The organism is Roseibium sp. (assembly GCF_048261595.1).
In the GTDB taxonomy this organism is placed as follows: Bacteria; Pseudomonadota; Alphaproteobacteria; order Rhizobiales; family Stappiaceae; genus Roseibium.
In genome coordinates this window covers 97714-121886 of the sequence record NZ_JBLXFW010000004.1, presented here as the reverse complement: position 1 = coordinate 121886, position 24173 = coordinate 97714, and the positions used below count along the sequence as shown (strand labels likewise).

The 24173-nt window shown below is 57.9% G+C and carries 20 protein-coding genes, 1 tRNA gene and 1 pseudogene; 8 read left to right on the top strand and 14 right to left on the bottom strand.

What is annotated here, in order from left to right:
• Positions 1-123: 123 nt before the first annotated feature.
• A pseudogene (locus ACN0SY_RS14150) lies at positions 124-496 on the top strand (IS3 family transposase); the annotation flags it as partial.
• A gap of 197 nt (positions 497-693) precedes the next feature.
• On the opposite strand, the gene ACN0SY_RS14145 reads toward ACN0SY_RS14150, so the two are convergent.
• Positions 694-783: transfer RNA gene (locus ACN0SY_RS14145), tRNA-Ser, on the bottom strand.
• Positions 784-1106: 323 nt separating this feature from the next.
• Between ACN0SY_RS14145 and ACN0SY_RS14140 the strand changes: the two genes are divergently transcribed.
• The 4 genes from ACN0SY_RS14140 to pabB all read left to right on the top strand — a co-directional run bounded on the left by ACN0SY_RS14140 (position 1107) and on the right by pabB (position 6093).
• Positions 1107-1439 (top strand): hypothetical protein, encoded by a 333-nt coding sequence (locus tag ACN0SY_RS14140; protein ID WP_417688150.1) that lies wholly within the window; start codon positions 1107-1109, stop codon positions 1437-1439.
• Positions 1440-1475: 36 nt separating this feature from the next.
• Positions 1476-2126, top strand: a complete 651-nt coding sequence (gene msrA / locus ACN0SY_RS14135; protein WP_417688148.1) for a peptide-methionine (S)-S-oxide reductase MsrA — start codon at positions 1476-1478, stop codon at positions 2124-2126.
• 527 nt (positions 2127-2653) lie between these two features.
• The gene (locus tag ACN0SY_RS14130) at positions 2654-4141 is read left to right on the top strand and encodes a methyl-accepting chemotaxis protein (RefSeq protein WP_417688146.1); all 1488 of its coding nucleotides are present in this window, start codon (positions 2654-2656) and stop codon (positions 4139-4141) included.
• Positions 4142-4302: 161 nt separating this feature from the next.
• Complete coding sequence (gene pabB, locus ACN0SY_RS14125) at positions 4303-6093, top strand: aminodeoxychorismate synthase component I (protein ID WP_417688144.1); 1791 nt, start codon at positions 4303-4305, stop codon at positions 6091-6093.
• On the opposite strand, the gene ACN0SY_RS14120 is transcribed toward pabB, so the two are convergent.
• From ACN0SY_RS14120 to ACN0SY_RS14100, 5 genes are all read right to left on the bottom strand, one after another.
• The gene (locus tag ACN0SY_RS14120) at positions 6094-6735 is read right to left on the bottom strand and encodes a nucleotidyltransferase family protein (protein ID WP_417688142.1); all 642 of its coding nucleotides are present in this window, start codon (positions 6733-6735) and stop codon (positions 6094-6096) included.
• A gap of 160 nt (positions 6736-6895) precedes the next feature.
• On the bottom strand, positions 6896-9313 hold the full coding sequence (gene pheT, locus ACN0SY_RS14115) for a phenylalanine--tRNA ligase subunit beta (protein WP_417688140.1): 2418 nt from the start codon (positions 9311-9313) through the stop codon (positions 6896-6898).
• Between the two features lie 67 nt (positions 9314-9380).
• Positions 9381-10046, bottom strand: a complete 666-nt coding sequence (locus ACN0SY_RS14110; RefSeq protein ID WP_417688138.1) for a phenylalanyl-tRNA synthetase subunit alpha — start codon at positions 10044-10046, stop codon at positions 9381-9383.
• 46 nt (positions 10047-10092) lie between these two features.
• Positions 10093-11175 carry a phenylalanine--tRNA ligase subunit alpha gene (gene pheS, locus ACN0SY_RS14105; protein WP_417688136.1) on the bottom strand — a complete coding sequence of 361 codons (1083 nt, stop codon included), beginning with the start codon at positions 11173-11175 and terminating at the stop codon, positions 10093-10095.
• 420 nt (positions 11176-11595) lie between these two features.
• Positions 11596-12381, bottom strand: a complete 786-nt coding sequence (locus ACN0SY_RS14100; protein ID WP_417688134.1) for an outer membrane protein — start codon at positions 12379-12381, stop codon at positions 11596-11598.
• 303 nt (positions 12382-12684) lie between these two features.
• Here ACN0SY_RS14100 and ACN0SY_RS14095 point away from each other — a divergent pair, with 303 nt between their 5' ends.
• Positions 12685-13539, top strand: coding sequence for a hypothetical protein (locus ACN0SY_RS14095; protein ID WP_417688132.1), 855 nt, complete (start codon positions 12685-12687; stop codon positions 13537-13539).
• A 92-nt stretch (positions 13540-13631) separates the two neighbouring features.
• On the opposite strand, the gene lepA is transcribed toward ACN0SY_RS14095, so the two are convergent.
• A complete protein-coding gene (gene lepA / locus ACN0SY_RS14090) occupies positions 13632-15437 on the bottom strand; it encodes a translation elongation factor 4 (protein ID WP_417688130.1) in 1806 nt (601 codons plus the stop codon).
• Positions 15438-15545: 108 nt separating this feature from the next.
• Entirely contained in the window at positions 15546-16472 is a 927-nt protein-coding gene (locus tag ACN0SY_RS14085) for a LysR family transcriptional regulator (protein WP_417688128.1), read from the bottom strand.
• An 81-nt stretch (positions 16473-16553) separates the two neighbouring features.
• On the opposite strand from ACN0SY_RS14085, the gene ACN0SY_RS14080 reads away from it, so the two are divergent.
• A complete protein-coding gene (locus ACN0SY_RS14080) occupies positions 16554-17084 on the top strand; it encodes a GNAT family N-acetyltransferase (RefSeq protein WP_417688126.1) in 531 nt (176 codons plus the stop codon).
• Between the two features lie 20 nt (positions 17085-17104).
• Here ACN0SY_RS14080 and mepA read toward each other — a convergent pair whose 3' ends face one another.
• Positions 17105-18130 (bottom strand): penicillin-insensitive murein endopeptidase, encoded by a 1026-nt coding sequence (gene mepA, locus ACN0SY_RS14075; protein WP_417688726.1) that lies wholly within the window; start codon positions 18128-18130, stop codon positions 17105-17107.
• A gap of 118 nt (positions 18131-18248) precedes the next feature.
• Positions 18249-19289: a patatin-like phospholipase family protein gene (locus ACN0SY_RS14070; RefSeq protein ID WP_417688124.1), complete on the bottom strand. Its 1041-nt coding sequence runs from the start codon at positions 19287-19289 to the stop codon at positions 18249-18251.
• Between the two features lie 246 nt (positions 19290-19535).
• Between ACN0SY_RS14070 and ACN0SY_RS14065 the strand changes: the two genes are divergently transcribed.
• Positions 19536-20585, top strand: coding sequence for a M42 family metallopeptidase (locus tag ACN0SY_RS14065; RefSeq protein WP_417688122.1), 1050 nt, complete (start codon positions 19536-19538; stop codon positions 20583-20585).
• Here the strand turns inward: ACN0SY_RS14065 and ACN0SY_RS14060 are convergent, their stop codons facing one another.
• The 4 genes from ACN0SY_RS14060 to ACN0SY_RS14045 all read right to left on the bottom strand — a co-directional run bounded on the left by ACN0SY_RS14060 (position 20586) and on the right by ACN0SY_RS14045 (position 24173).
• Entirely contained in the window at positions 20586-21170 is a 585-nt protein-coding gene (locus ACN0SY_RS14060; protein WP_417688120.1) for a hypothetical protein, read from the bottom strand. It abuts the gene before it with no gap.
• 200 nt (positions 21171-21370) lie between these two features.
• Positions 21371-21577 (bottom strand): cold-shock protein, encoded by a 207-nt coding sequence (locus ACN0SY_RS14055; protein WP_417688118.1) that lies wholly within the window; start codon positions 21575-21577, stop codon positions 21371-21373.
• Between the two features lie 292 nt (positions 21578-21869).
• Positions 21870-22328 (bottom strand): YtoQ family protein, encoded by a 459-nt coding sequence (locus ACN0SY_RS14050; protein ID WP_417688116.1) that lies wholly within the window; start codon positions 22326-22328, stop codon positions 21870-21872.
• Positions 22329-22487: 159 nt separating this feature from the next.
• Entirely contained in the window at positions 22488-24173 is a 1686-nt protein-coding gene (locus ACN0SY_RS14045; RefSeq protein WP_417688114.1) for a methyl-accepting chemotaxis protein, read from the bottom strand.

Below are 24173 nucleotides of genomic sequence, written 5' to 3'. Positions count from 1 at the left end.
ACCGTATCGATAGTAGCGAAGATCGGCCGCTCGGCGCACACGTTGAACGAATAAGTTATGAAGTCCGAGGTTGATAGTCGTGCCTGGGCTGGCATTCCGACGGAGATGGCCCAGAAGGTGACGGCCCTGGAACAAGCGCTTTATGATCGGCGCCCCATTCATGGAGGCGGCCTCGTGCACCACTCTGACAGGGATATTCAATATGTGTCGATCAGGTATCGGAGCGGCTGGCTGAGGCAGATATCGAGCCCTCGATAGGAAGTGTCGACGACATCTGCGACAATTCTCTCGCCGAAACGATCAACTGGCTTTAAAGGCCGACGTCATTCATCGTCGGGGGCTGTGGCAAAGCTTCGAAACTGTCGAATTCGCAACACTCGAATGGGATGACTGGTTCCACTACCAGCGCCTTCCGGAGCCCATAGCAAACATTCCTCGAGCTGAAGCGGAGGAACATTATTACGCCACGCTGGAACAAACGACCGGGGCTGCATAACTTAAACCAAGCAACCTCCGGCAAACCTAGCGTGGTTCATGGGTAAGAGCAGCTACGTCCCGATACAAGCGCAAAAGACGGGAAAAATCACTTGATCACGTGAGGCTGTGGGAGGTGTTCGTTATGTGGGTCTGAGTGTGGCATCAGCCAATCGAAAAATCTTATTAGAATTAAAAATCAATAATCTAATTAAAAAATGGCGGACAGAGAGGGATTCGAACCCTCGATACGGTTGCCCGTATACACGCGTTCCAGGCGTGCGCCTTCAGCCACTCGGCCACCTGTCCGTCTGCGGCGGCAAACCCCGCTCGCAAGTCGCGCAATATACTGACGAAAGGCGGAAGCGCAAGGACCTGTGAGGCGTTTTTTTAAACGCAGCATCCAGCCTGTGGATTGTGTCCTGTCTACGCCAGCTCGCATCCCGATCACAAAAGATTTTATCCTGCCTGATTGCGCATGCACTGCACACTGCGTTACGTTGCGTTCGCCTCGGTCCGGGAGGGGTAGCGTGTGCAATTCCGCTGCGCCGGAGCCGGGAACCTTTTCATTGCCGATTGTTTTACTGATTGGACTCGTTTCCACCAACAAGGACGGTTTTGGGTAATTCGAAATGTTTTCTCTTATTCGATTTGTTTTTCGCCTTGCCGGATATCTTCTGCTGGCAGCGGCTGTCGTCGCCTTTGTGGCAGACGGGAGCCGAAGCATCGCACAATCCTCTCTATCCATCTCAACCACGGCAGAGCTCTTGATGCTGGCAATGCCCGAGATTGCAAAGCCATTGATCTCCGGTCTCTATTCTACGGATCAGGGGACTTTTCTGGAAAGCGTAGCGCGCTATGTTCTTGAAGGGCCGGCTTGGGTGGTATGCTCTGGCATTGGCTTGGTGGCGTTAGTCGTCGGACGGCGTTCAGTGACGCGTGAAACGGCATTCGCCTATAATTGATCCGACCAACGCGTAAAAACGCCCGGGGAAACCGCAATGTCTTTCATGTCCATGCTGACCAAGAAATTCGCACTTCCCACGAGGGAGGAGGCTCTTCCCGGGCGACCTGATCGTGTTATCCCGACACTCAGCCATTTTGTGAGCGGTCGCTCTCAGGAAACGCCGTTTCCGGGAAACCTGAAGACAGTCTTGCTAGGTATGGGATGCTTCTGGGGTGCGGAGCGACTGTTCTGGAAGCTTGATGGGGTGTGGGTGACTGCCGTCGGATATGCTGGCGGCTTTACGCCCAACCCGACCTATAATGAAACCTGCACCGGCCGGACAGGCCACACCGAAGTCGTGCTGGTTGCTTATGATCCCGACATTGTTTCCCTTGAACGGCTACTGGCAGTTTTCTGGGAAAACCACGATCCCACCCAAGGCATGCGCCAAGGCAATGACACCGGAACACAGTATAGATCCGCCATTTATGTTTCGAATGCCGATGACCTCGCTGTGGCGATCGCATCTCGTGACCGATATCAGGAAGCCTTGAAAGAGGCCGGGCGACCCAATTCCATCACCACAGAGGTGAAGGAGCTGAATGAGTTTTACTACGCTGAGGAGTACCACCAGCAGTACTTGGCGAAAAATCCGTCAGGCTATTGTGGCATTGCCGGTACTGGTGTGAGGTGCCCGGGAGCTTGAACCGGCCAGGTTGGTCCCAGCGATTGCGATGTGCTCAGTTCAGCAGATGATGCCGGAGTTAAGTCGAGTCGAATTACCTGCAACGCGTCTCAGCACAGCGACTTCTACGTAATATAACGTAGCGTCGGGAAACCGTTTATTAAATCAATAACGGCATTCTCTATCGCTGCGGGTCGATCGACCCGGCAGCGATTTGCACGAGTTGTGAAAGAGATGTCCAGGAAGTTTGTTTTCACATATTTCTCGGCGACGTGCCTTGTGATGTTGCTGGCAGCTCTCCATCCAGGGCCTTCGGGCAAGGTTGCCGTTTTTGCCGGCCCATGGAGTGACCCGGCTGCGTCAATCGTGGCCCGCGCTGGCGGACAAATTCTTTCGACAGATTCGGCCGGCTGGGTCGCAATCGCTGACTCGGATGATGGAGGCCTGGTGGGGCGCCTCTACTCTTCCGGAGCGTTTTTTGTCGCGTCGTCGGTTGTTGCGACGGCTTGCGCAGGAATCCTCTGAAGAAGATGGGGGAGGAAATTCATATGGATGATGAAATGGCTCAGATGTCTGGCTTGGATGCGCTCCGAGCGTCTTTCGCAAAGTACATTATCTTCTTTATCTGGGCGAACGTCTTGCTGGTCATCGGCACGACCGCTTGGAACGGCACCACTTCTTTGGTTGCCATGTCGGGGGCAGCTCTGCTTTTCGGGGCGGCAGCTACCGCGACTTGGCTGAAATTCAAGACCGGTGTCGAGACGCGCATTGCAACGGCTGTCTCGCTTGCGGCCCTCGTGGCGCTTTTCGTCGCCGGAATGGCGAGTGATGACCCGGCCACGTCCTACCAGCTCGATGCTCACATGTACTTTTTCGCCATGCTGGCGATCCTTGCAGGTTGGGTCGATTGGCGCGCGCTGATCGCCTATGCCGGTGTTGTCGCAGTTCATCACCTCGTTCTGAATTTTGCCCTGCCGTGGGCGGTGTTCCCGAACGGTGCAGACCTGCCGCGCGTGATATTCCACGCGGTGGTCGTGGTTGCGGAGGTCGCAGTCCTGTGGTGGACTGTCAAGCAGCTGCAGGACGCATTCGATGCATCGGATTTCGCTCGCAGCGAAGCGCAAGCGGCTCAGATTCAAGCCACAGCCATGCAGAAGGCCGAGGAAGAAAGATCCATCGACGACCGCTCCCGCCAGCTGCGCGTAAGCGAACGGATCTCCAACTTCCGGGAAGAAATCGAAGTCAAGCTGTCGGCAGTTACCGAGCAGGTCCGGGCAATGCGCTCGGCATCGGCGGCCTTGGGTGAAGTTGCAGAGGATACGGCGGGACGGACATCCATTGCCGCTGATGCTTCCGAGACTGCTTCCTCGAACGTTCAGACAGTGGCATCGGCAGCCGAGGAACTGGCGTCTTCTATCGGTGAGATCTCACGTCAGGTTGATCAGACCACCGCAATTGTTGCCCAGGCGACAGAAGGGGCGCAGACCAGCAACAAGAAGGTTGCAGGCCTTGCAGAAGCTGCCAATCGGATCGGTGAGGTCGTGACGCTCATTCAGGCGATTGCCGAACAGACCAACCTTCTGGCGCTGAACGCGACAATCGAGGCTGCCCGTGCAGGTGAAGCCGGCAAGGGTTTTGCGGTCGTCGCAGCCGAGGTCAAGGAACTGGCGAACCAGACATCCAAGGCGACCGAGGAGATCGGGGCCCAGATTTCTGCAATCCAGAACGAAACAAAGGATGCCGTGCAGGCCATCGGTGCAATCGCGGAAACGATGGATGAGGTCAACAACTACACCTCTGCGATCGCATCTGCTGTTCAGCAGCAGGGTGCCGCCACCCAGGACATTTCGCGCAATGTGGCTGAAGCCATGAACGGCACCGGACTGGTGGCAAGCAACATTGGCGGCTTGCGCGATGCGGTGACACAGACGTCGGGATCTGCTGCAACGGTTGCTCACTCGGCAGAGGAGCTTGAGCGTGAGGCTGAATCCATGCGGATGTCTGTGAACGACTTCTTGAAGGATGTGGCTGCCTAAACCAGCCGCAACACGATGAGTTGAAGAAAGCCGGTCCTTGGAAGGCCGGCTTTCTTGCGTTCGGAACGAAAGGGTTGACCGGTTCGCGCAGGAATGCAAAGAGCGCTCACTACGACGCCACCCGGTGGCGCAAAAACGCAAAGTCAGTCCACCCATCCGCCATGACATCTTCAGGTCTTGAAGTTGGAAGCGTTCTGCTTCTCGACTGCCTCAATGAGAAACGGGCTCGACTTTTCGAGGCGCCAAGACGGATCATCGAGTGCCGGCACATCGATGGCGTCAGGGAATGTCTCGAGAAGGCGGAAGCGGAGCAGTGCGGCGGCAGTTTTGTGGCCGGGTTCCTGGCGTATGAACTTGGCTTCGCGTTCGAGCCCAAATTGACGAAACTCTGGCAGCACGACGGTGAGCTCCTGGCCTGGTTTGGTGTCTATGACCGACCCAGGGAACTGCCGTTGGATGAGGCGCGTGAGTTGCTCGCGGGGACGGCCGGTTCACATCCCGCCGGCTTGAGCTCTGCGGACTTCGAGTGGCAGTCTGAGCGATATGACGATGCTTTCAGGCAGGTGCAGCGGCACCTGGCTGCAGGGGACATCTACCAGGTCAACCTGACCATGCGTGCTCACTACACCCATCACGGAGCGGCTGAATCCAATTTTCTGCAGTTGTTGGAGCAACAGCCCGTTGCATATGCAGCATTTTTGAAGCTCGAACGGCAAAGCATCCTGTCCTTGTCGCCGGAATTGTTTCTGCAACGCACCGGAGACAGCCTGCGTACGAAGCCCATGAAAGGCACTGCGCCGCGAGGCAGGACGCCTGACGAGGATCGGATGATTGCCGCCGCATTGGCGAAAGATCCCAAGCAGCTTGCAGAAAACACCATGATCGTGGACCTGATGCGCAATGATTTGTCACGCATTGCCCGGACCGGAAGCGTTGAAGTGAGCGGTCTGTGTGAGGTCGAGCGCTACAAAAGCCTTCATCAGATGGTCTCAACGGTCGAGGCCGATCTCTTGCCGCATGTCGGTTTTGCAGGGATCATTGAAAGCCTGTTTCCCTGCGGATCTATCACGGGGGCGCCAAAACTGAGCGCCATGACCATCGCGCACCGGCTCGAGAGTTCTCCACGCGGGGTCTATACCGGCTCTATCGGCGTTCTCGAGCCCTCGGGTGATTTCTGTTTCAACGTGGCAATCAGAACGCTCGTGCTTCGTGATGACGGAACAGGGATTGTCGGCGCAGGCTCCGGAGTTGTCTATGACTCTGCAGCCTCACCCGAATATGACGAGTGCCGTCTCAAGCTCAACTTCATGACCGGAGCGCAGGAGCACTTCGATCTCTTCGAGACGATGGCGTTTCACCCGGACGAAGGCTTTGTTCTTCTGGAGCGGCATTTGCAGCGACTGAAGGAGTCCGCCGCCTATTTCGGCTTTTCGTTCGACCTGGAGGCAACACGAGCGCTTCTTTCGAGGCACTCGGAAAGCTACGCCACCTCAAAACGGGTGCGGTGTGTCCTGTCCTCACAAGGGTCGCTTTCAGTCACGGAGACCGATCTGCCACCGTCTCAGCCACAGTCCGCCTGGAAGGTTGCGCTGGCGAAGGAAACGACGTCTGCCAAGGACAGATTCCTCTATCACAAGACCACGCGCCGTGAGTTTTACGACGATGCGCGCGAGCGCTACGCCGCCCTGACAGGTTGCCAAGAGGTGATCTTTGCGAATGAAGATGGTTTTCTGACAGAAGGCAGCTTCACCAACCTATTCCTGCAGCGTAACGGGCAGCTGGTGACACCGGCGTTGCAGCACGGCTTGTTACCGGGAACCTTGCGTGCAGGCCTCCTGGAACATGGATTGGCGTACGAGGGAGACCTCAGTATCGGGGATCTGCGTGACGCGGAAGCCATCTATCTCGGCAACTCCGTACGTGGTCTCATACCAGTCGAAATCTTGCACTGATCACTTGGCAGGAGCTGTTTGCTCCCACGGTACAACAGTTAGCTCCGGCCAGAGCGAGATCATGCGCGCTGCTTTCTCGCGATAGGTGGCCGAGTTGTTCATCACATGGTTCGGTGTAAGCCTGAGCCCGAAAATATTTGCCAGTCCGAAAGGAGCGTGGACTTCAAGCTCGCCATCCTTTCCGATCCTCACGGCGACCGCGTGCGTTTTGGCCGCATAAGTCGTCAGGGATTCGAGGGAGCAGGTCAGAGGCGCATAGGGGCGACCGAACCTTTTCTCGTACCACAGGTGGACGCGTGCCTGATTGCGGACCTCTAGCATTTGCGAAAGAGCAGGGACAGCCTTGGCGAAAGCGGTAATGACCTCGTCTTCCGCTTCGTATGACAGGTCTGTGCCATCGAAGTAGATGACGTCGTAATCCTTGATGCCATGACCGTGGTTTCGGCCTGTGAGAGCGTTCCAGACAGTCTGGTAGATGCCACCGGATACGAGCCAGCTATCAGGCGCAGACACATCGGACATGGCCTGTAGAATGTCGCAAACAGCCGGTGCGCCGCGAAGGATCCCGCGCAGAGCGTCGATGCGTTGGTCTTCCGACGTGGCGTAGGGATCTGAAAGGACGGAAGGGGCAGGATGCGGCATGCGAGAGTCCAAGAGTGCATATTTCTGAAAGCAATATTCCGGCAGCCTACGCGATTCTAACGCCGCTTACCTCCTGCATCGGTTGATGAACCAGCCTGAATAGACGAAGGCCGCTCCAAGGGGATGGAGCGGCCTTTGCTTCAGTCAGACTGAGGAGTTTTTACCCACGCAGGGTGCCACCCGTTGCCTTCTCCACGGACGCGATGATTTTCTTGGCGACTGCCTCGATTTCCTCATCGGTCAGGGTTTTTTGCGTCGGTTGAAGCGTCACGTCGATTGCGAGTGACTTCTTGTCGTCGGCAATACCCTTGCCCTCGTAGACGTCGAATAGTGTCACGTCGGCGATGAGTGTCTTTTCTGCACCGCGCGCCGCCTTAAGCAGTGTTTCCGCGTCGATACCCTTGTCGACGACAAAGGCAAAGTCACGGCGTACCGGCATGAGGTCGGACGCATTCAATGCTCCCTTCGACCGGGTCGATTTGCCTTTCGGCTGAGGCAGGTTGTCGAGATAGATCTCGAAACCGACCACTGGGCCTTCGACATCAAGTGCAGCAAGAGTGCGCGGATGCAATTCCCCGAAGACGGCGAGCGTGTTCTTTGGGCCGAGCTTGAGACAGCCCGACCGGCCCGGATGGAAGTAGTCCGGTGCGTCCTTGTAAACTTGCAGCTTGTCGACCGGTGCACCGATGGCTGCCAGCGCCGCTGCGGCATCGGCCTTGGCATCAAAGACATTGACGGTCTGTGCTCCGCCGGACCAGTGACGCCCGGAACCGGTGAGAACAGCGGTCCCGCGGCGAATACCGGAAGCGACCATTTTCTGATCTTCCGGCCGATCGCCCGCAAAAATCTGGCCGATTTCGAACAGGGCAACATCGGGGAAGCCACGGTCCGCGTTCCGTTGTCCCGCAGTCAAAAGGCCAGGAAGCAAGCTCGGGCGCATGTCGGACATGTCCGATGAGATCGGATTGGCAAGGACCAGTTCCGGCTTGCCACCGCCAAAGGTCTCGGCTTCGGACTTTGAAACGAACGACCAGGTCACGGCTTCGTTCAGGCCCCGCGCGGCAAGAGCACGGCGGGCCTTTCCACGGCGGATCTGGCCGGTGGTCAGGACCTGTGCGCCTACGCTGCCGGTTCTGGGAAGCGGAGTGGAAATAACGCGGTCCAGGCCGATGATGCGAACGACTTCCTCGACAAGGTCGGCCTTGCCTTCGATATCCGGTCGCCAGCTTGGAGCCGCGACCTTCACCGTTTCGCCCGATCCGGAAATCCAGAAGCCAAGCGCCTTCAGAACCATGTTGATTTCGGCAACCGGTACATCGATCCCTGACAGACGCTTCACTTCCGAATAGGGAAACTCGATGATGTTGGTGTCGTCCGGGACTTTACCTTCGCAGACGACTTCAGAGGCTTCCCCGCCGCAAAGTTCGATGACCAGCTTCGTCGCTGCCTCCAGCCCCGGCAGCATGTAATCCGGGTCAACACCGCGCTCGAAGCGGTACCGCGCGTCGGTGTTGATGCCGAGCTTTCGTCCGGTTGCGGCAATCATGTCCGGATTCCAGAGCGCGGACTCGATCAACACGTCGACCGTATCCTCGGTAGAACCGGAGTGTTCGCCGCCCATGATACCAGCAAGGCTTTCAGGGCCGTTATCGTCGGCAATGACGTAAACGCTCTCATCGAGTTCATAGGTCTTGCCGTTCAGGCCTTCGAGGCTCTCGCCCTGATTGGCGCGCCGAACAACCAGATTACCCTGCACCTTGGCAGCATCGAAGACGTGAAGCGGACGACCCTGGTCGAACGTCATGTAGTTGGTGATGTCGACAAGCGCGTTGATCGGACGAAGGCCGATCGCCAGCAAGCGGTCCTGCATCCACTTTGGCGACGGTCCATTCTTCACACCCCGAACGAGGCGGAGACCGAAGGCAGGGCAGAAAGGCTTTTCCGTTTCCACGTCCAGCTTGACGCTGACCGGACAGGGGAAGCTGCCGCGGACCTGATCGTGGCTGCGCTCCTTCAGCTTGCCGACGCCGGCGGCGGCCAGATCGCGGGCGATACCGTAGACACCCGTGCAGTCGGGACGGTTCGGCGTTAGCCCGATCTCAATCACCGGATCACTGAGCCCTGCCCATTCTGCATAGGAGACGCCCACGGGGGCATCGGCGGGCAGATCGATGATGCCGGTATGTTCGTCCGACAGCTCAAGTTCGCGCTCGGAGCACATCATCCCGAAGCTTTCCACGTCGCGGATCTTGCCGACGGACAGCTTGATGTCGAGGCCGGGGACGTAGTCGCCGGGGCGTCCGAGAACGCCAAGAAGGCCGGCCCGGGCATTCGGAGCGCCGCAAACGATCTGTACCGGTTCGCCTTCCCCGGTATCGACCTTCAGCACCTGGAGACGGTCCGCGTTGGGATGAGGTGCGGCTTCGAGGACCTTGGCGATCTTGAAGGAGGCAAGCTGTTCGGCGCGGTCGACCACTTCTTCGACTTCAAGGCCGATCATCGTCAGCTTTTCGACGATCTCGTCGAGGCTGGCATCGGTCTCAAGGTGTTCCTTCAACCAGGACAGGGTGAATTTCATCGGTTTGCTCTTCGTTTGTGGCCGGTGCCGGACACCGGGAAATCTCTGATGTGCCGGGGCTAACCCGTTAATTTGAACTGTGGAACCGGTCGACTTCCGGAAGGATGGAGGCATCGCCGTAGTTGTTGGCGAAGCGTTGCCCTATCGCCGTGAGCTCCTGAGTCCATGTCACGACCATCGCTGGCGTAACGTCTCCACCCGTTGCGATCACTTGCGCCGCCTCTGCCTCGATGCGGTCACGGAGAATTCCGAGTTCGACTTGGGCCGAATATTCGGCGCGATATTTTCCAAGCCACCCCAGCGCGCTGACGCCAACCATCACAAGAAGGGCGGCTGATGTCGCAAGGCTCGCCCATTTCGCGGTACCAGGAATGCGGCGGTCACTGGCGACCAGAACGATCGAGACGATGGTCAGGAACGAAACGATGTAGATGGCTGACAGGAAGCTGTCGTACTTGTCCTTCGCGGCTTCCTCATGCGAGGCGCGCAGCCCGGTAATCCGGTCGCGCAGGTACAGGAGTGCGTCCGCCTGCGTACCGAGCTTTTCCCGGAAGTAGGTGTCGCAGAAGCGGAGCCGGCCACGGCTCTCGATCTTGTCCGCACAGGCTTCGAGGAAAGACGTCGGCGTAGCGACGCGATCCGAGGTTGTCTTTTCCTGGGCTTGGATCGAGCCAATTGCTGCGGTCAGAAGTCCAGCAACGACAAAAAGCGATACAAAGAGACGGCTCATCATGTGCATAGGGCCGGGCCTTTCCCGTTCAACGAATGCGAGTACTTCCTCAGGAGGACAGGCCGCCGAATAGTGTCGGCATGTCGAGCGGGCGGAAGCCATAATGCTGGATCCAGCGGACATCCGCGTCGAAGAACGCGCGCAGGTCCGGCATGCCGTATTTCAGCATGGCGATACGGTCGATTCCCATGCCCCAGGCGAAGCCCTGATAGACGTCCGGGTCGAGACCGCAATTGCGGATGACGTTCGGATGGACCATGCCGCAGCCTAGGATCTCCAGCCAGTCGTTGCCTTCACCGATCTTCAACTCGGCACCGGAGCGATCGCACTGGATGTCCACTTCCATGGACGGTTCCGTGAACGGGAAGAAGGAAGGGCGGAAGCGCATCTTGATGTCATCGACTTCGAAGAACGCCTTGCAGAATTCCTCGAGGATCCACTTGAGGTGGCCAAAATGCGAACCCTTGTCTATGACGAGGCCTTCAACCTGGTGGAACATGGGCGTATGGGTCTGGTCGCTGTCGCAGCGATACGTCCGACCCGGGATAATCACTCGGATCGGCGGCTCCTGGTTCCGCATGGTGCGAATCTGGACGGGAGACGTGTGGGTACGGAGCAGCAGGCGCTCTCCGTCTTCCTTCGGGTTGAAGAAGAACGTGTCGTGCATTTCGCGTGCCGGATGGCCTTCCGGGAAATTCAGCGCCGTGAAGTTCAGATCATCGGTTTCGATGTCCGGGCCTTCCGCGACCGAGAAACCCATGTCGGCGAAGATGGCCGTCAGTTCGTCGATGACCTGGCTGACCGGATGGATGCGGCCGGTTTCGAGAGGCGAGGGGCGTAGCGTCAGCGTGACGTCGACGCTCTCGCTTGCCAGCCGGGCTTCAAGCGCGGCCTCCTCCAAAACGTCCTTGCGGGCGGAAATCGCGTCGGTGATGCGCGCCTTCAATCCGTTAAGCGCGGGTCCCATGGTCTGACGTTCTTCGGGAGACATCTTGCCGAGCGTCTTCATCAGTTCGGAAATGCTGCCCTTCTTGCCCAAGGCCGCAACTCGGATGTCTTCCAGGCCGGACGCGCTTGAAGCGTCTTCAATGGCTGAAAGAAGTTCGGTTTCAAGTATGTTCAGATCGGACATGTGTGCTCGATATGTCGGTCGGCGCCATGGCGCTCATTTGGCGATTAGGAAAGTTGACGGCTCTTTTAGCAGAAATGCGCGAGGATGCCACGGCGAAGAGCCAGTTTCTGAAGCCAGGCGCCGGGAGTTCATCCAGAAATAACGGGAACTTGTCCGCCTGGCGCACTCGCGCGAGATCTCAGGCCGTAAATCGGCCGCAGGCCGGACCCTGAAGATGTGGGTATCGGCGAGACGTCAGCGTTCTGGTGAGCTTGTGGGTCATGGTTGGTGAAGTCTAGCCAACTCGCCGGGAAGGGCAAGCGCAGTGTGCGAGGTACTTCCTGGAGTCTGGGAACGAAAAAGCCCGGCTGCTTGGCACCCGGGCTTTCAAAGGATATCTCTTCACCAGAGCCGCTGTCCTGTGCCGCCGGCGTGAGGTACTCAGTTCATCGAGAACGGTATGCGGACACCGACAGTCGCAACGTGGTTTACGAGGTCGAAGTTGAAAGATTCGCGCGGAGACGGTCCATTGCCGTCGGTTTGCCTGTATCCGCCCTTCACCTTGCCCAAGTCCATGTAACGATAGGTCAGATCAAGATAGACCGGCTGGGAAAAACCGAAGATCTCGTTCAGTTCCGCCGTGACACCACCGCCGATGCTCCAAGCGAATTCAGTCGAAGTCGCGCCAGTGAAGCTGCGCTCGTAATCTGGATCACTCGTCGCGAGGTCGTCTCGACGCCGGGTCCACTCGCCCATCTTGTTGAACGAAACGCCCAAGCCGCCAGTAATAAAGGGGTTTATCGGGAAGTCCTGGCCCGCGAGGGTGAGTGGCTCTACGAAGATATTGGCCATGACCTGCCAGGACGAGACGTCACCTTTCTGGTGGTCGGCGTGGATACCTGACGGAGCAATACGGCGCCCCTGCACCTGCATCTCACTCAGATATCCAAGGGAAAGGTCGCCACGCACACCCGGAATGACTTCCGAACCAATTCCGACCATGCCCGTGAAAGACGTGTTGTCATTGAGTGAGAACGTAACTCGTTCTGCGCCAGCGCCAGGCCCCCGCCAGTAACCCCGGTTCTCACCCAGGAATGCAGCACCTGCCTCGCCTCGAACGTAAAGGGAGGACAGCAGAGAAAAGTCATCTGCAAACGCGGCGGTCGGGGAAGTGACTACGATCATCGAAAGCGCTGCCAGCGCGCATCTGATTTTCCGGTCCGTCATAATCACCTGATCTCAAAATCTGAAATAGAAAGCCCATAGTTTCGAGAAATCCTAACTGTTCCGAGGTCGTCTCGAAAGGCATTAATTCAAAATGGCGGAAAAACTCAGGGAAAATGACGAGGTTGTTGCGGGTACGCAACAATAGCGCGTCGGCCGGAACGAACTCAACCCTTGGCGAAGTCACCTGCCTTGCAGCCCTGAGTAGAAACACGAGGTTTGACGCAGGTCAATTAGTTCGCCCTTTCTGAAAGTAAGATCCGGCTCCAGCGCAAGCAGGAAGTGTGTTGGACGGAGGATCAAAACATGTCTGGTATTGGTAGTTTCAAGAAAACAATTGGGGCGACCTCAGTCGCTGCAATGCTGCTGGGTGGCGTTGCTTTCATTACATCTCAGGTCGATGGGTTTCATTTCGTAACCGTGGCCATGGCTGACAACCATGGTGGCGGAGGCGGCCAAGGCGGAGGTGGTCAAGGTGGTGGTGGTCACGGCGGCGGCGGAGGCGGCCAGGGTGGCGGCGGCCAAGGCGGCGGTGGAGGCCATTCCGGTGGCGGTGGCGGACACTCCGATGGTGGGGACAGCCATAGCGGCGGAAGCGACAGCCACAGTTCCGGCGGCAAGAAAGGTGGTCATGACAACGCATCCTCATCCGAGGATGATTCCGATGGCCGTGGCCCGAAATACGGCAAGCCTGGCGAGTCACGCAGCAAGCCGGTATGGGCTCAGGAAGGAATTCCGGAAGTCGAATTGGGACGTTTGAACGTCGCCCGCTCGCCGAGCAATGTCCTCGACCGTGCACGTCAGGAGCTTGTGACGAGTACGGTTTACAGCATCAATACCGATGCTTATGCGAGTGTCGATGCATACATTGCCCATGTTGCCGACTGGGATAATGCCAAGATCGTCGACTCACCCTTGGAAAATCTCGCGGTTTTCCGGGACGCAATCAACAATGTCACGACCCTGCCAGGCACGACAGTTGGTGTCGACCTGATGGCCATCACGCTCGGCACGGCATCCGACAAAGGTCTGCCGATCACAAACGATACCGTCACTGCGATCGTGACGATCCTGGGTGGCGATCCGTCAACTCTGAACGTGCCGGCGATTGCCGCGGCTGCGGAAAGCGTTCGTCGCGCTGTCGCGGATGCGCATGGCTAAGTAGAGCCTCAATAATGAAAAAAAGCCCCGTAGAGCCTGTGCTCTTCGGGGCTTTTCTTGTCTGGCTTCGAATTTCCGATGCCGAGAGGTATTCAGTCGTCCATCTTGAGGGCTTGAATGAAGGCCTCCTGCGGGATCTCCACCTTGCCGAACTGACGCATCTTCTTTTTACCCGCCTTCTGCTTTTCCAGAAGCTTGCGCTTACGCGTGGCATCGCCGCCGTAACACTTTGCGGTCACGTCCTTGCGCAGTGCAGACAGGGTTTCACGCGCGATCACACGGCCGCCAATAGCTGCCTGGATCGGGATCTTGAACATGTGGCGCGGGATCAGCTCCTTGAGCTTTTCCACCATCGCACGGCCACGGCGTTCGGCCTGGCTGCGGTGGACAAGCACCGACAGTGCATCTACGGGCTCTTCGTTGACCAGGATCGACATCTTAACGAGGTCGCCGGCACGATAGTCCGAGATCTGGTAGTCGAAGGAAGCATAGCCCTTCGAGATTGACTTCAACCGGTCATAGAAGTCGAAAACGACTTCGTTGAGCGGCAGGTCATAAGACACCATGGCTCTGGAGCCGACATAGGACAGGTCGATTTGCAGACCGCGGCGTTCCTGGCAAAGCTTCAGGATGCCGCCAAGGTATTCGTCCGGCGTCATGATGTTGGCGCGGATCCACGGCTCGCGGATTTCGGAGATCTTGACCACGTCCGGCATGTCTGCCGGGTTGTGAAGCTCGACGTCGGAGCCGTCCGTCATCGACATCTGGTAGACCACGGAGGGTGCCGTCGCGATGAGGTCCAGATTGAACTCGCGGGACAGGCGTTCCTGAATGATTTCCAGGTGCAGGAGACCCAGGAAGCCGCACCGGAAACCGAAACCAAGTGCTGCCGAAGTCTCCATCTCGAAGGAGAAGCTGGCATCATTCAGGCGCAGCTTGCCCATCGCGGCGCGCAGGTCCTCGAAGTCGTTGGCGTCGACAGGGAAAAGACCGCAGAAAACCACCGGCTGGGCAGGTTTGAAGCCCGGCAAGGCCTTCGCGCATGGTTTGCGCTCGTCGGTGATGGTGTCACCGACGCGGGTGTCGGCGACTTCCTTGATCGAGGCGGTAAAGACGCCGATCTCGCCGGACTTGAGTTCGTCGACCTGCAGGAATTTGGGCGTCATGACGCCGACACGGTCGAGCTCGTAGCTGGCGCCGGTGCCCATCATCTTGATCTTCTGGCCCTTCTTGAGAGAGCCGTCAATGATACGCACAAGAACCATGACACCGAGATAGGTGTCGTACCAGCTGTCGACGAGCATCGCCTTCAGCGGTGCGCCCGGGTCGCCTTCAGGGGCCGGCAGCTTTTCGACAATCGCTTCAAGAACCGTATCGACACCAAGACCTGTCTTTGCCGAGATCATGCAGGCTTCTGAGGCATCGATACCGATGACGTCCTCGATCTGCTCGCGAATTCGATCTGGTTCAGCAGCAGGAAGATCGACCTTGTTCAGCACAGGGACGATCTCATGGTTGTTGTCGATAGCCTGATAGACGTTCGCCAGTGTCTGGGCCTCAACGCCCTGGGAGGCATCGACGACCAGCAGTGAGCCTTCGCACGCCGCGAGTGAGCGCGAGACTTCATAGGCAAAGTCGACGTGACCCGGGGTGTCGATGAGGTTCAGGATGTACTGCTGGCCATCCTTGGCGTCATAGATCAGGCGCACGGTCTGCGCCTTGATCGTGATGCCGCGCTCGCGCTCGATATCCATGCTATCGAGGAGCTGCTCCTGCATCTCACGATCGGTCACCGTTCCCGTCATCTGGATCAACCGATCGGCAAGTGTGGACTTGCCGTGGTCGATGTGGGCCACGATGGAGAAGTTGCGAATGTTGGAAAGCGTCTTGGTCGTCATGGCGCTCGTTTATCATCGCGCGGGGCGAACGCAAAGGGAATTGCTTGGCCTTTCAGTCGATCCTGACGTTTTTTGAGGGCCTATTTTGCACGAGGGACACAAGGCATTTCATTCGTCTGTGAATTTTGACAGTTCATCGCGTAACACGCGCCCAAGGGGGCGGGCGTCTTCGGCAATTTCACGAGCGAAAGACAGCAGTGCCGGTTGGGCGAGTGCCTGATGATTCTGAACCACCAGGGCCACATCGCGGAACAGGGGCTCGAGGTCGCTTGGCCTGATTTCGACAAGTCGACCATCTGCGAGCGCATCCGCCACCGATGACCTGACAAAGAAGCCGACTCCGTGCCCTGACAAGACCAGATTGCGGCCGGGTTCCGTCGGCAGTTCCACGCGCGAAGGTGCAGCAAGAGCCATTGAGGTGGCAGCGGGCGGTGCGATCTGCCACCAATTGAGCGTCAGATAGCGTGGTGCTACCTCGAGAACCCGGGCAATGGTCGGGTTCTGTCCGATCGCCTCCGCAACCTCGGGAGCGGCTACAAGCGGTGCATCCTCCCGTATGATCAACAGTGCTTCGGCATTGGTCAAAAGTGGATCGAGGTTCGGCCAGCACATAACCGCAAGATCGACATCGCGTTCATGTAGCATGGCTGCGATCTGGTTGTGGCGTCCTTCGCGGATGATGACGTCAATCTCGGCGTTTTGCTTTTGAAAGCGCACCAGGGCGCGATTGATCGTCGGCATGATCATTGTCGCCAGGCTGCCCACGGCGACCCTCCCGCGTTCTGCGCGCTTCAAAGTTTCGCGGGCCTCCTGAAGAACGCCAAGCATCCTTCGGCAGTAGGGCAGAAAGCTGATACCTTGATCGGTGAGCCGTATTTGCCGTCCGCGAACAAAAAGCTGCGCACCAATTGCGTTTTCCAGCGCCTGAATGCGCATTGAAACGGTCGCCTGGGTGACGTTCAGCCGTGCAGCGGCACGTGTGAAACTGCCATCTCTTGCGACTCGGTCGAAGGTTTTGAGCTGATCGATATCCATTTGAAGTGCTTATTTACAGGATAATTTTTCTTCGAAAAAGTTGGGTTATAAGGGGTATATCTAATAGCCGAGAGACATCCAATGAAACTCCGTACTGCCGCCACCAAAGATCTTCCGGCACTTCTCCAGATCCACAATCACGCGGTACGCAACCTCACTGCAGCCTGGACTGAGCAGGAAGAAACGGTCGAGGAACGGGCGATATGGCTAGAGGGGCGCGGCAGGGACGGATTTCCCGTCATTGTAGCCGTCGATGACGAGGATGATGTTCTGGGTTTCGGAAGCTTTGGGCCGTTTCGAGCTCGACCCGGTTATCGAAAGACGGTTGAGCATTCGATCTACGTAAGATCGGGTGCACAGGGTGTGGGAACTGGCGCAGCCTTGATGCAGAAGCTGATCGAACTGGCACGTGCGGACGGCTACCACGTGATGGTCGGTGCGGTTGATGCCGAGAACGAGACCTCGTTGAAGTTCCATCGCAAGCTCGGCTTCGACGTGTCCTGCAAGCTGCCTCAGGTCGGCACCAAGTTCGGCAGATGGCTTGACCTTTATATGGTCACGCTCGTCCTGAACGACGATCCCGCCCCGCCATCAATGCTTCCTTCCCCTTGATGGGAGGAGTGGTGCCGAGTCTATTCGGCGGTCAGCACCTGCTTGCACTCTCTTGGTAGAGCCGCAAGCTCCATTGGCTTCTTCTTGACGACCTTCGGTTTGTCGTCAGGCTTCTTTGGCTTTTTGGGGACCCATGGCTCGTCGGAGAGCCACCAGGTCAGCTCCTGTCCGCATCCGTCTCCCGGTGGCGGCGCTTTCTGGTCCTGGCATCCCTGGCTGCCTTGAGGGCAGGCCAGACGAACATGGAAGTGATAGTGATGCCCCCACCACGGGCGCACGGTTCGCAACCACTCCCTGTTGCCGCCGGTTTCGAAGTCGCAGAGCGCTTTCTTGATCGCCGGGCTTACGAAAATCCGGGCGACGCGCTCGTCACTCGCAGCTCGCTTGATCAATCGGGAACGCGCATCGCTCCACTTTGACGGATCGACGGACCGGTCTGCGCCTTTGACGTCCATCGCGCCCTTCAGCATCGATACCGCCGAGATATCTTCCCGTTCCTGCCGGCTCAGCGTTCGGGACGGCATCTCGGTCAGCCAGATATCCGCATCAAGTCCAATTTGGTGGCTGGCATGGCCAGAGGTCATCGGTCCGCCGCGAGGCTGCGCCAAGTCTCCCACCAAAAGTCCCCGCCAGCCGAGACGGGGGGCGTCGTTTGCCAGGTCTTCAAGGAAGCGCACGAGTTCGGGGTGTCCCCAGTTGCGATTGCGTGAAAGCCGCATGACCTGCCAGGTCGGACCATCTGTCGGAAGTGCAGCTCCGCCCGCAAGACAGCCCTTCGCGTAAGATCCGATAGCGCGGGCCCGAAGCGGAGCCGGGCCGGACATCGCGCCGAAATAGTCTTTGGCCGGTGCAGAGTCCCTAAGAACCAGCCGAGAGGCCGGTTGATTGCCGGCGGGAGCAGATTCTTGTTTGGGCAAAGGGACTGGGGCGTTGCTAGTGGCAACGGGAAGCAGGGTGGTCTCTGCCGATGGTTTGCTTTCCGGTAGCGGAACTGCCGCACCGCGTGATGCAGCCATCACAGAGGCGAGGCATAGACCTGCGATCATTAGGGACGTATTGCGCAGTTGTGCTCTCAAACCGAACGCCTCCGACTCAGTTCGCGCCAAGCGTGCCGGTCCTTTGTGGCCGTCGCAAGGCATTCGTGCTTCGCGCAAGAACGGACTGTCAAGCAGCTGCGGTAATCAGCAATTCTGCAACCTCATCGAGCAGTATCGTGTTGTCTCGGATGATCCGGTCGGCAGCGCCATTGAGTTTGATCAGGTTACCGGGGCGGGCATTGTCGATTGCCTCGGATTCTGCCGGTATCTCTCCGTCAATGCGAATTAATCGTGCTTCGCCGAGGTCGGTAAAAAGGCAGTCCGCCTGGTAGCTGGCCGTCCTGCTCTGTGCGTCGGAAGCTATTGATAGAAGTGGACTGCCGTTGGACGGGCGCACCCAGTCATGAGAGCCCCAGTTGCTTGCTTCCTGAAAGCTGAAGCCTTTCTGTGCAGCGTGTCCGCTACCGAGTGAGAGGATGACGATATCTTCCGCCTCCCAACCCATCTTTCGTGCCTCGATATAGGCCGAAAACACGGGATTCTGTAGAAAGATACCGGCATCGATCAGCGTGTTCGTGTCGCCTGTACTGAGGTTGTCGACGCGTGCCGGTTCGAGATAGCCGGGCGTCGCCAGCGCCGCACGAACGGCCTGCCAAATATAGAAGTCGTCCGCCTTTGCTCCGTCATGCGCGTGACCATTGGTCAGGAATACGGCCTGACGTCTTTCGATATCATAGGTCGTCAGCACTACCGGAGTGAGTGCGCTCGCAAGGGATGTCCAACCGAAATGCTCTTTCAGCCAGGTTTCCAGTGGCCGGGGATCATAATTTTCGTTGAAGAGCCCCAACGGATTTGTGAGGCGAAGCGATAGAGTCCGGCCGATTGATCGGATGAAGATCTCACGCGTATCCCTCTCGAAGAATGCGCGTAGGTCAGAGATAGAAAATGCCGCCTCATCTATCCCGGATCCGGGTTTCGGGGCCGCAATTGCTGCTGCAATGAGGCCGCCCGTCGAAGTGCCGCACATGAGGTCGAAACATTGATGCAATGGCCGCCGCACTCCACGGTGGGACATCCGGCTTTCAATGCTCTCCAACAAGCGCAAGGGGATCAATCCCCGGATACCGCCACCGTCCATTGAAAGTACAATGCGCTTTTTGCGTGCCATTCGGTTCCCCGTGTTGATCGTTCAGCGGGTTGTTGGCGATCTGCCAAGCTCGGGTGAATGACTTTGATCCTCTTCGGCAATTGCGACGCCTCCGTGGCAATGCATGCCGCCGCCAAATATTTTCGATGTCGCATCGCCCGCTGTTTGTCAGGATACCTGAAAGCGGGAGCGTTCAAACGGTGGCCTTTAACGGAGCGCCGGGAACGGCTAAGACTCGAATAATCCGCTCAAGAAGACAGGGTCAAAATGAACATAGATCTGCTACGCCGCCTTTGTGAAACGCCGGGGGTTCCCGGCCACGAACATCGGGTTCGTGAACTGATCCTCTCGGAGATCGACGGACTGTTCGATGAAGTAACCGTCGATCCGATGGGCTCGCTCTTGTGCAAGCGTAACGCCCGCAAGGCGCCCAAGACGGGGGAAGAGCCGAAGAAGGTGATGCTGCTCTGTCACATGGACGAGATCGGCTTCCTGGTCTCCCACATTACCGAGAAGGGCTTCCTCCATGTCCAGCCGGTTGGCGGCTTCGATCCACGCAACCTCTTCTCCCGCCGTGTCCTCGTGTCCACCGACGATGGTGACTATAAGGGCGTGATGAACCCCGGTGGTCGTCCGATCCACATTTCGTCGCCGGAAGAGCGAAAGAAAGTGCCGGAGCCTGCCGATTTCGTCATCGATATCGGCATGTCAGGCGAAGATGCCAGGGACAAGATCAAGATCGGTGACATGGTCACCATGGATGAACCGCTCATCGAGATCGGCGACAAGATCGTTTCAAAGGCGCTCGACAACCGAATTGCATGCTGGCTTGGCATCGAGGCAATCCGTGCGCTGGGCAAGACCAAGCATGCCTGCGAAATCCATGTGGCATTCACCTGTCAGGAGGAAGTTGGCCTGCGCGGTGCGCGCACGGCAGCTTTCGCGATCAAACCGGATGTTGGCCTTGGTATCGACGTCACGCTGGCTTGCGACACTCCGGGCGTGCCGGAACAGGACCGCACGACGGTGCAGGGCTCCGGTTTTGGTCTGCACGTCAAGGATTCCAGCTTCATTGCAGACCGGGAACTGGTCAAGGAAATCGAGGCTCTGGCCGAGAAGGAGAAGATCCCCTTTCAGCGTACGATGCTGAAGGCCGGTGGTCAGGATGGCGCAGCCGCTCAGCAGGCGGCAGCAGGCGCGAAGGCGGTCGGGATCGTTGTCGGTACCCGCTACATCCACACCGTCACGGAAATGATCCAGCGCGAAGACCTTCAGGCGGCGTGCGACATCATCGCGGCCTATTTGAAGAAAGCCTGATCAGGCGAGGCCGGCGATTAGGTTTCCGACCTGGTCGCCGGTCCCGGCATAAAGAGAGCTGACAGAAGCGCTCTGGTAGCTGGCGCTGATATTGCCAAGATCAGCGTCAATGTTGGCTGCACTGGCCGTGCGTACCGAAAGTCCGGTTTCGTTGTTGAACGAGACCCGCTCGATGGAAATGAACTCTGCGGAGACGGTCTCACCGTTGATTTCGGCTTCGATCGTCGTCGTCGAGATCGTGGCGCTCTCGTACGAAATTGACGCGGAACTGCCGCCGTCTTCCCCGAGAGCGCTCTTCAGCTTTCCAGCGGTTTCACGGTATTCATCCATCTTGGCAAGTGCCGACTTTTGGCCCTCGTCATCGGTCCCGCCCTTGCCTTTTTCGACGGCCTCCTGAAGCGCCGCAATGACGACAGCGTCGTCCTCTGCTTTCTTGGCGGCATTCTCGAGAGCGGACAGAACCGGAGCTTTCGTGGAGCCTTCGTCGGATGCCTCTGCACCCTTCGGTGAAGGCATAGCGACAGCGCCGGTCGAGCTGGTAAAGATGCTCGCGCTCTGGGTCGTCGTTTCGATGGAAAGCTGCATAGGCGGGCCCTTGGATCGTGCGCGCCGGCGAGCGCGCGAATTCGTCCGCTCCAGCTTTGGTGACAAAGGTTAATTTGCTGTTAACCTTCGCTTGCAGCGAAAACCCTGTTCCTTCGGTGATATTCTCGCCAGTTGGATGATTGGTGCGCCATAGAAAAAGGGCGGTAAAACCGCCCCTTGATCATCCTGTTTCAATGCTATCAGAGGATCTTGAGATCTTCTGCCATTGCCTGGCCCCGGTGCCACTCAAGGTCGAAGGCTACAAGTTGGCCTTCACGAAGTGTGTCGATCCCGGAACGGTGCAATGCCTTGATGTTGACGGAAATGTCTTCTCCGTCTTCGGGCTCGATCGAGCCGATACCACGGCTGTTGTCGAACCACTTCACGTTTCCATGTTGCATGGACATATACGTACTTACTTTCTACTCAAATCGTCTTTAGCGTCGCACGGAATACACCGGCTCTTCGACGCCTTGATGACAGTTTATATGAAATGCCTGCGCCGCCTAAGCGTGGCAGTGAGTCCTTAAACTCACTGTAGAGTGCGAAAATTAACGCAACGTTAGGCATGTTGGGCGCGGCCCGTTTCGTCAGCGTTCCTTTTGGGGAGCTGCTGTCGGTCGTTGTATATGTGGGTATGCAATATAAAGTTACAAGGTCAGGTCGGGATCCTCAGGTGGCTGTCGTGCCACAGGGAAATCAGCGCGCCAGTTCGCCTTTGATCACGTAACGTAGGATTTCAACGACCTGCTCGGATGTCTCTGCCACTGCAAGGGCCGCACCGTCGACTTCTTTCAGCGGATGGGTAAGGGACGGATCGTGCAATACGATCAGAGACTTTCCGAGTGCTGCGGCATAGCCGGCATCGAACGCTGCATTCCACTGCTTGTACTTGTCGCCGAACCGGACGACGACAATGTCGGCCTTTTCGATCAACGTTCTGGTCCGGATCGCATTGACCTTCGCACCCTTGTGGTCAAACCAGAACTTCTTGTCTTCTGCGCCTAGAATGAAAGCGCCGCAATCGTCGCTCGCCTCGTGATCGGTGACGGGAGCGGAGAAATTGACCGGCAACTGATGTGCCTCGGCACCTTGTCTGATCTGATCCCGCCAGTCCGTATGGATCTCGCCAGATAGATAAACAGACCAGGTCGTCATGGGTCGGATCCCTTTTCGGCACGTGAATGGAGCGGCAACGTGCGGCGAAAGACGCACCAAAGTCAAGGAGCGAGCTTGCCTGTTCCGGTCGCTCAGCCTTGGGTCAAATAAAAACGCCCGCAGAAGGCTGCGGGCGTTCAGGGTCAAAACTCCGGTGGCTCAGGCCGCTCTTACCTGAGACAGGAACTGGTTCATCGCATCGCGCATGCGCGTCGAACGGTCGTGAAGGTTCTCGACGGCAGCGCGCATTTCGGAGCTCAGATCTCCGGTCTGGCTTGCAGAGGCACTCACCTGGGAAATCGACTGTGACACGCTCCGGGTTCCATCGGCGGCCTCGGTGACGTTGTTTGCGATTTCGCTGGTTGCCGCGTCCTGCTGGTCCGTCGAGGTCGCCATCTGGGACGTCCGGTCGGCAATCGAGCGGACCATATCGGCAACGCTGGCCGTGGCCGAAATACTGTCGTCAGCAGCGGCCCGCATTTCGGAGATCTGGCGGTCGATTTCTTCTGTTGCCTTGGAGGTCTGTTCGGCAAGTGCCTTGACCTCTGAGGCGACGACGGCGAAACCCTTGCCCGCATCGCCTGCACGGGCAGCCTCGATGGTGGCGTTCAATGCCAGAAGGTTGGTCTGCTCGGCAATGTCCGTAATCAGGCTGGTGACGTCACCGATCTTTGCGACAACCTGTTGAAGTGTGGCAACTGCCTGGTTGGAGCGTTCGACCTCTGACGAGGCATCGTCGGCAAGGCGGGAGGCTGCACGAACCTGTTCATTGATCTCGCGGATCGACGCCGACAGCTCTTCCGTAGCCCCGGCAACGGTGTTGACGTTGCTCGTTGCCTGTTCCGCGGCCGCGGAGACCGACATGGCCTGCTGGGTGGTTCCGTTGGCAATGCCGAAAAGGGATTCCGCCTGAGCATTGACGCTGTCCAGAGAGGTAATGATCTCTTCGCTGATCGTCATGACCGTGCGTTCGAACTCGCTTGCGATCTTCTCCATCTCCGCGCGTTTCTGGAGGACGCTATCCTCCCGCTGGCGAGCTGCATCGTCTTCGAGTTCGCGGTTTTTGATCAGATTCATCCGGAAGACACCAAGAGCGGCACCCATCATTCCGATCTCATCCTTGCGGTCATCGAAGTCGATCTCGTCATCAGTGTTACCACTTGCCAAGGACTGAACGATAGAGCTCAGCTTGCCGAGCGGGCGTGACACGAGCAAGTTGTTGACGAAGCCGAGAATGACAGCAAAAGCAACAATCAGGGCCGCGCTAACTAGAGCAACGAGCTTCACCAGCTCGAGCTCGGCGCTTTGCTTGGTAAGGCTGTCGTTCTTACTGCTTTCCAGCGCGGCGGAGAGCTCGCTTCCACTGGTGGTGATCGCGTTCAGTAGATTTCGGCTTTCCGGGGTAAGCTCCAGCGCGCGAGCCATGTCTACCGTTTCCGGGGCGCGCATGTAGCTGATCTGCTGCTGCACGAAACCGTCAAACCAGTCCTGCCATGACGTTTGCATGTTGCTGACAAGCGCTGCATCGCCAGGGCTGGCTTTTGCCACCGCCGCGTTCAGGGCACCGAACCGCCCGGAAATCGTCTCGGACGCAGATGTCGCCATTTCCAGCCAGGAGCGGTCGCCGGTCAGAAGGAAGGACTTGAAGGCAAGTGCCTGGCCCTGAATCTGCCGCTGAAGTTCGAGAGCATCCGCGTTGATGACGCTGATAGAAGATGCCTGATCGACCTCGTGCATCGCACCGACGGTCTTTGTGTATGTGAAACCGCCGGCAATTGCGCCGATCAGAGCCAGGATCGAGAAGGCGAGTGCGCCCTTCTTCGAAACGGAGAGATTGTTGAACAT

Excerpts from the sequence above, each read along its gene's own strand:
- pheT (WP_417688140.1), bottom strand. The coding sequence starts at position 9,313 with ATGAAATTCACCCTGTCCTGGTTGAAGGAACACCTTGAGACCGATGCC.
- mepA (WP_417688726.1), bottom strand. The coding sequence starts at position 18,130 with ATGATCGCAGGTCTATGCCTCGCCTCTGTGATGGCTGCATCACGCGGT.
- ACN0SY_RS14130 (WP_417688146.1), top strand. The coding sequence starts at position 2,654 with ATGGATGATGAAATGGCTCAGATGTCTGGCTTGGATGCGCTCCGAGCG.
- ACN0SY_RS14045 (WP_417688114.1), bottom strand. The coding sequence starts at position 24,173 with ATGTTCAACAATCTCTCCGTTTCGAAGAAGGGCGCACTCGCCTTCTCG.
- ACN0SY_RS14085 (WP_417688128.1), bottom strand. The coding sequence starts at position 16,472 with ATGGATATCGATCAGCTCAAAACCTTCGACCGAGTCGCAAGAGATGGC.
- ACN0SY_RS14050 (WP_417688116.1), bottom strand. The coding sequence starts at position 22,328 with ATGACGACCTGGTCTGTTTATCTATCTGGCGAGATCCATACGGACTGG.
- lepA (WP_417688130.1), bottom strand. The coding sequence starts at position 15,437 with ATGACGACCAAGACGCTTTCCAACATTCGCAACTTCTCCATCGTGGCC.
- ACN0SY_RS14100 (WP_417688134.1), bottom strand. The coding sequence starts at position 12,381 with ATGACGGACCGGAAAATCAGATGCGCGCTGGCAGCGCTTTCGATGATC.
- pabB (WP_417688144.1), top strand. The coding sequence starts at position 4,303 with ATGACATCTTCAGGTCTTGAAGTTGGAAGCGTTCTGCTTCTCGACTGC.
- ACN0SY_RS14055 (WP_417688118.1), bottom strand. The coding sequence starts at position 21,577 with ATGTCCATGCAACATGGAAACGTGAAGTGGTTCGACAACAGCCGTGGT.
- ACN0SY_RS14110 (WP_417688138.1), bottom strand. The coding sequence starts at position 10,046 with ATGATGAGCCGTCTCTTTGTATCGCTTTTTGTCGTTGCTGGACTTCTG.
- msrA (WP_417688148.1), top strand. The coding sequence starts at position 1,476 with ATGTCTTTCATGTCCATGCTGACCAAGAAATTCGCACTTCCCACGAGG.
- ACN0SY_RS14080 (WP_417688126.1), top strand. The coding sequence starts at position 16,554 with ATGAAACTCCGTACTGCCGCCACCAAAGATCTTCCGGCACTTCTCCAG.
- ACN0SY_RS14095 (WP_417688132.1), top strand. The coding sequence starts at position 12,685 with ATGTCTGGTATTGGTAGTTTCAAGAAAACAATTGGGGCGACCTCAGTC.
- ACN0SY_RS14065 (WP_417688122.1), top strand. The coding sequence starts at position 19,536 with ATGAACATAGATCTGCTACGCCGCCTTTGTGAAACGCCGGGGGTTCCC.
- ACN0SY_RS14120 (WP_417688142.1), bottom strand. The coding sequence starts at position 6,735 with ATGCCGCATCCTGCCCCTTCCGTCCTTTCAGATCCCTACGCCACGTCG.
- ACN0SY_RS14060 (WP_417688120.1), bottom strand. The coding sequence starts at position 21,170 with ATGCAGCTTTCCATCGAAACGACGACCCAGAGCGCGAGCATCTTTACC.
- ACN0SY_RS14140 (WP_417688150.1), top strand. The coding sequence starts at position 1,107 with ATGTTTTCTCTTATTCGATTTGTTTTTCGCCTTGCCGGATATCTTCTG.
- pheS (WP_417688136.1), bottom strand. The coding sequence starts at position 11,175 with ATGTCCGATCTGAACATACTTGAAACCGAACTTCTTTCAGCCATTGAA.
- ACN0SY_RS14070 (WP_417688124.1), bottom strand. The coding sequence starts at position 19,289 with ATGGCACGCAAAAAGCGCATTGTACTTTCAATGGACGGTGGCGGTATC.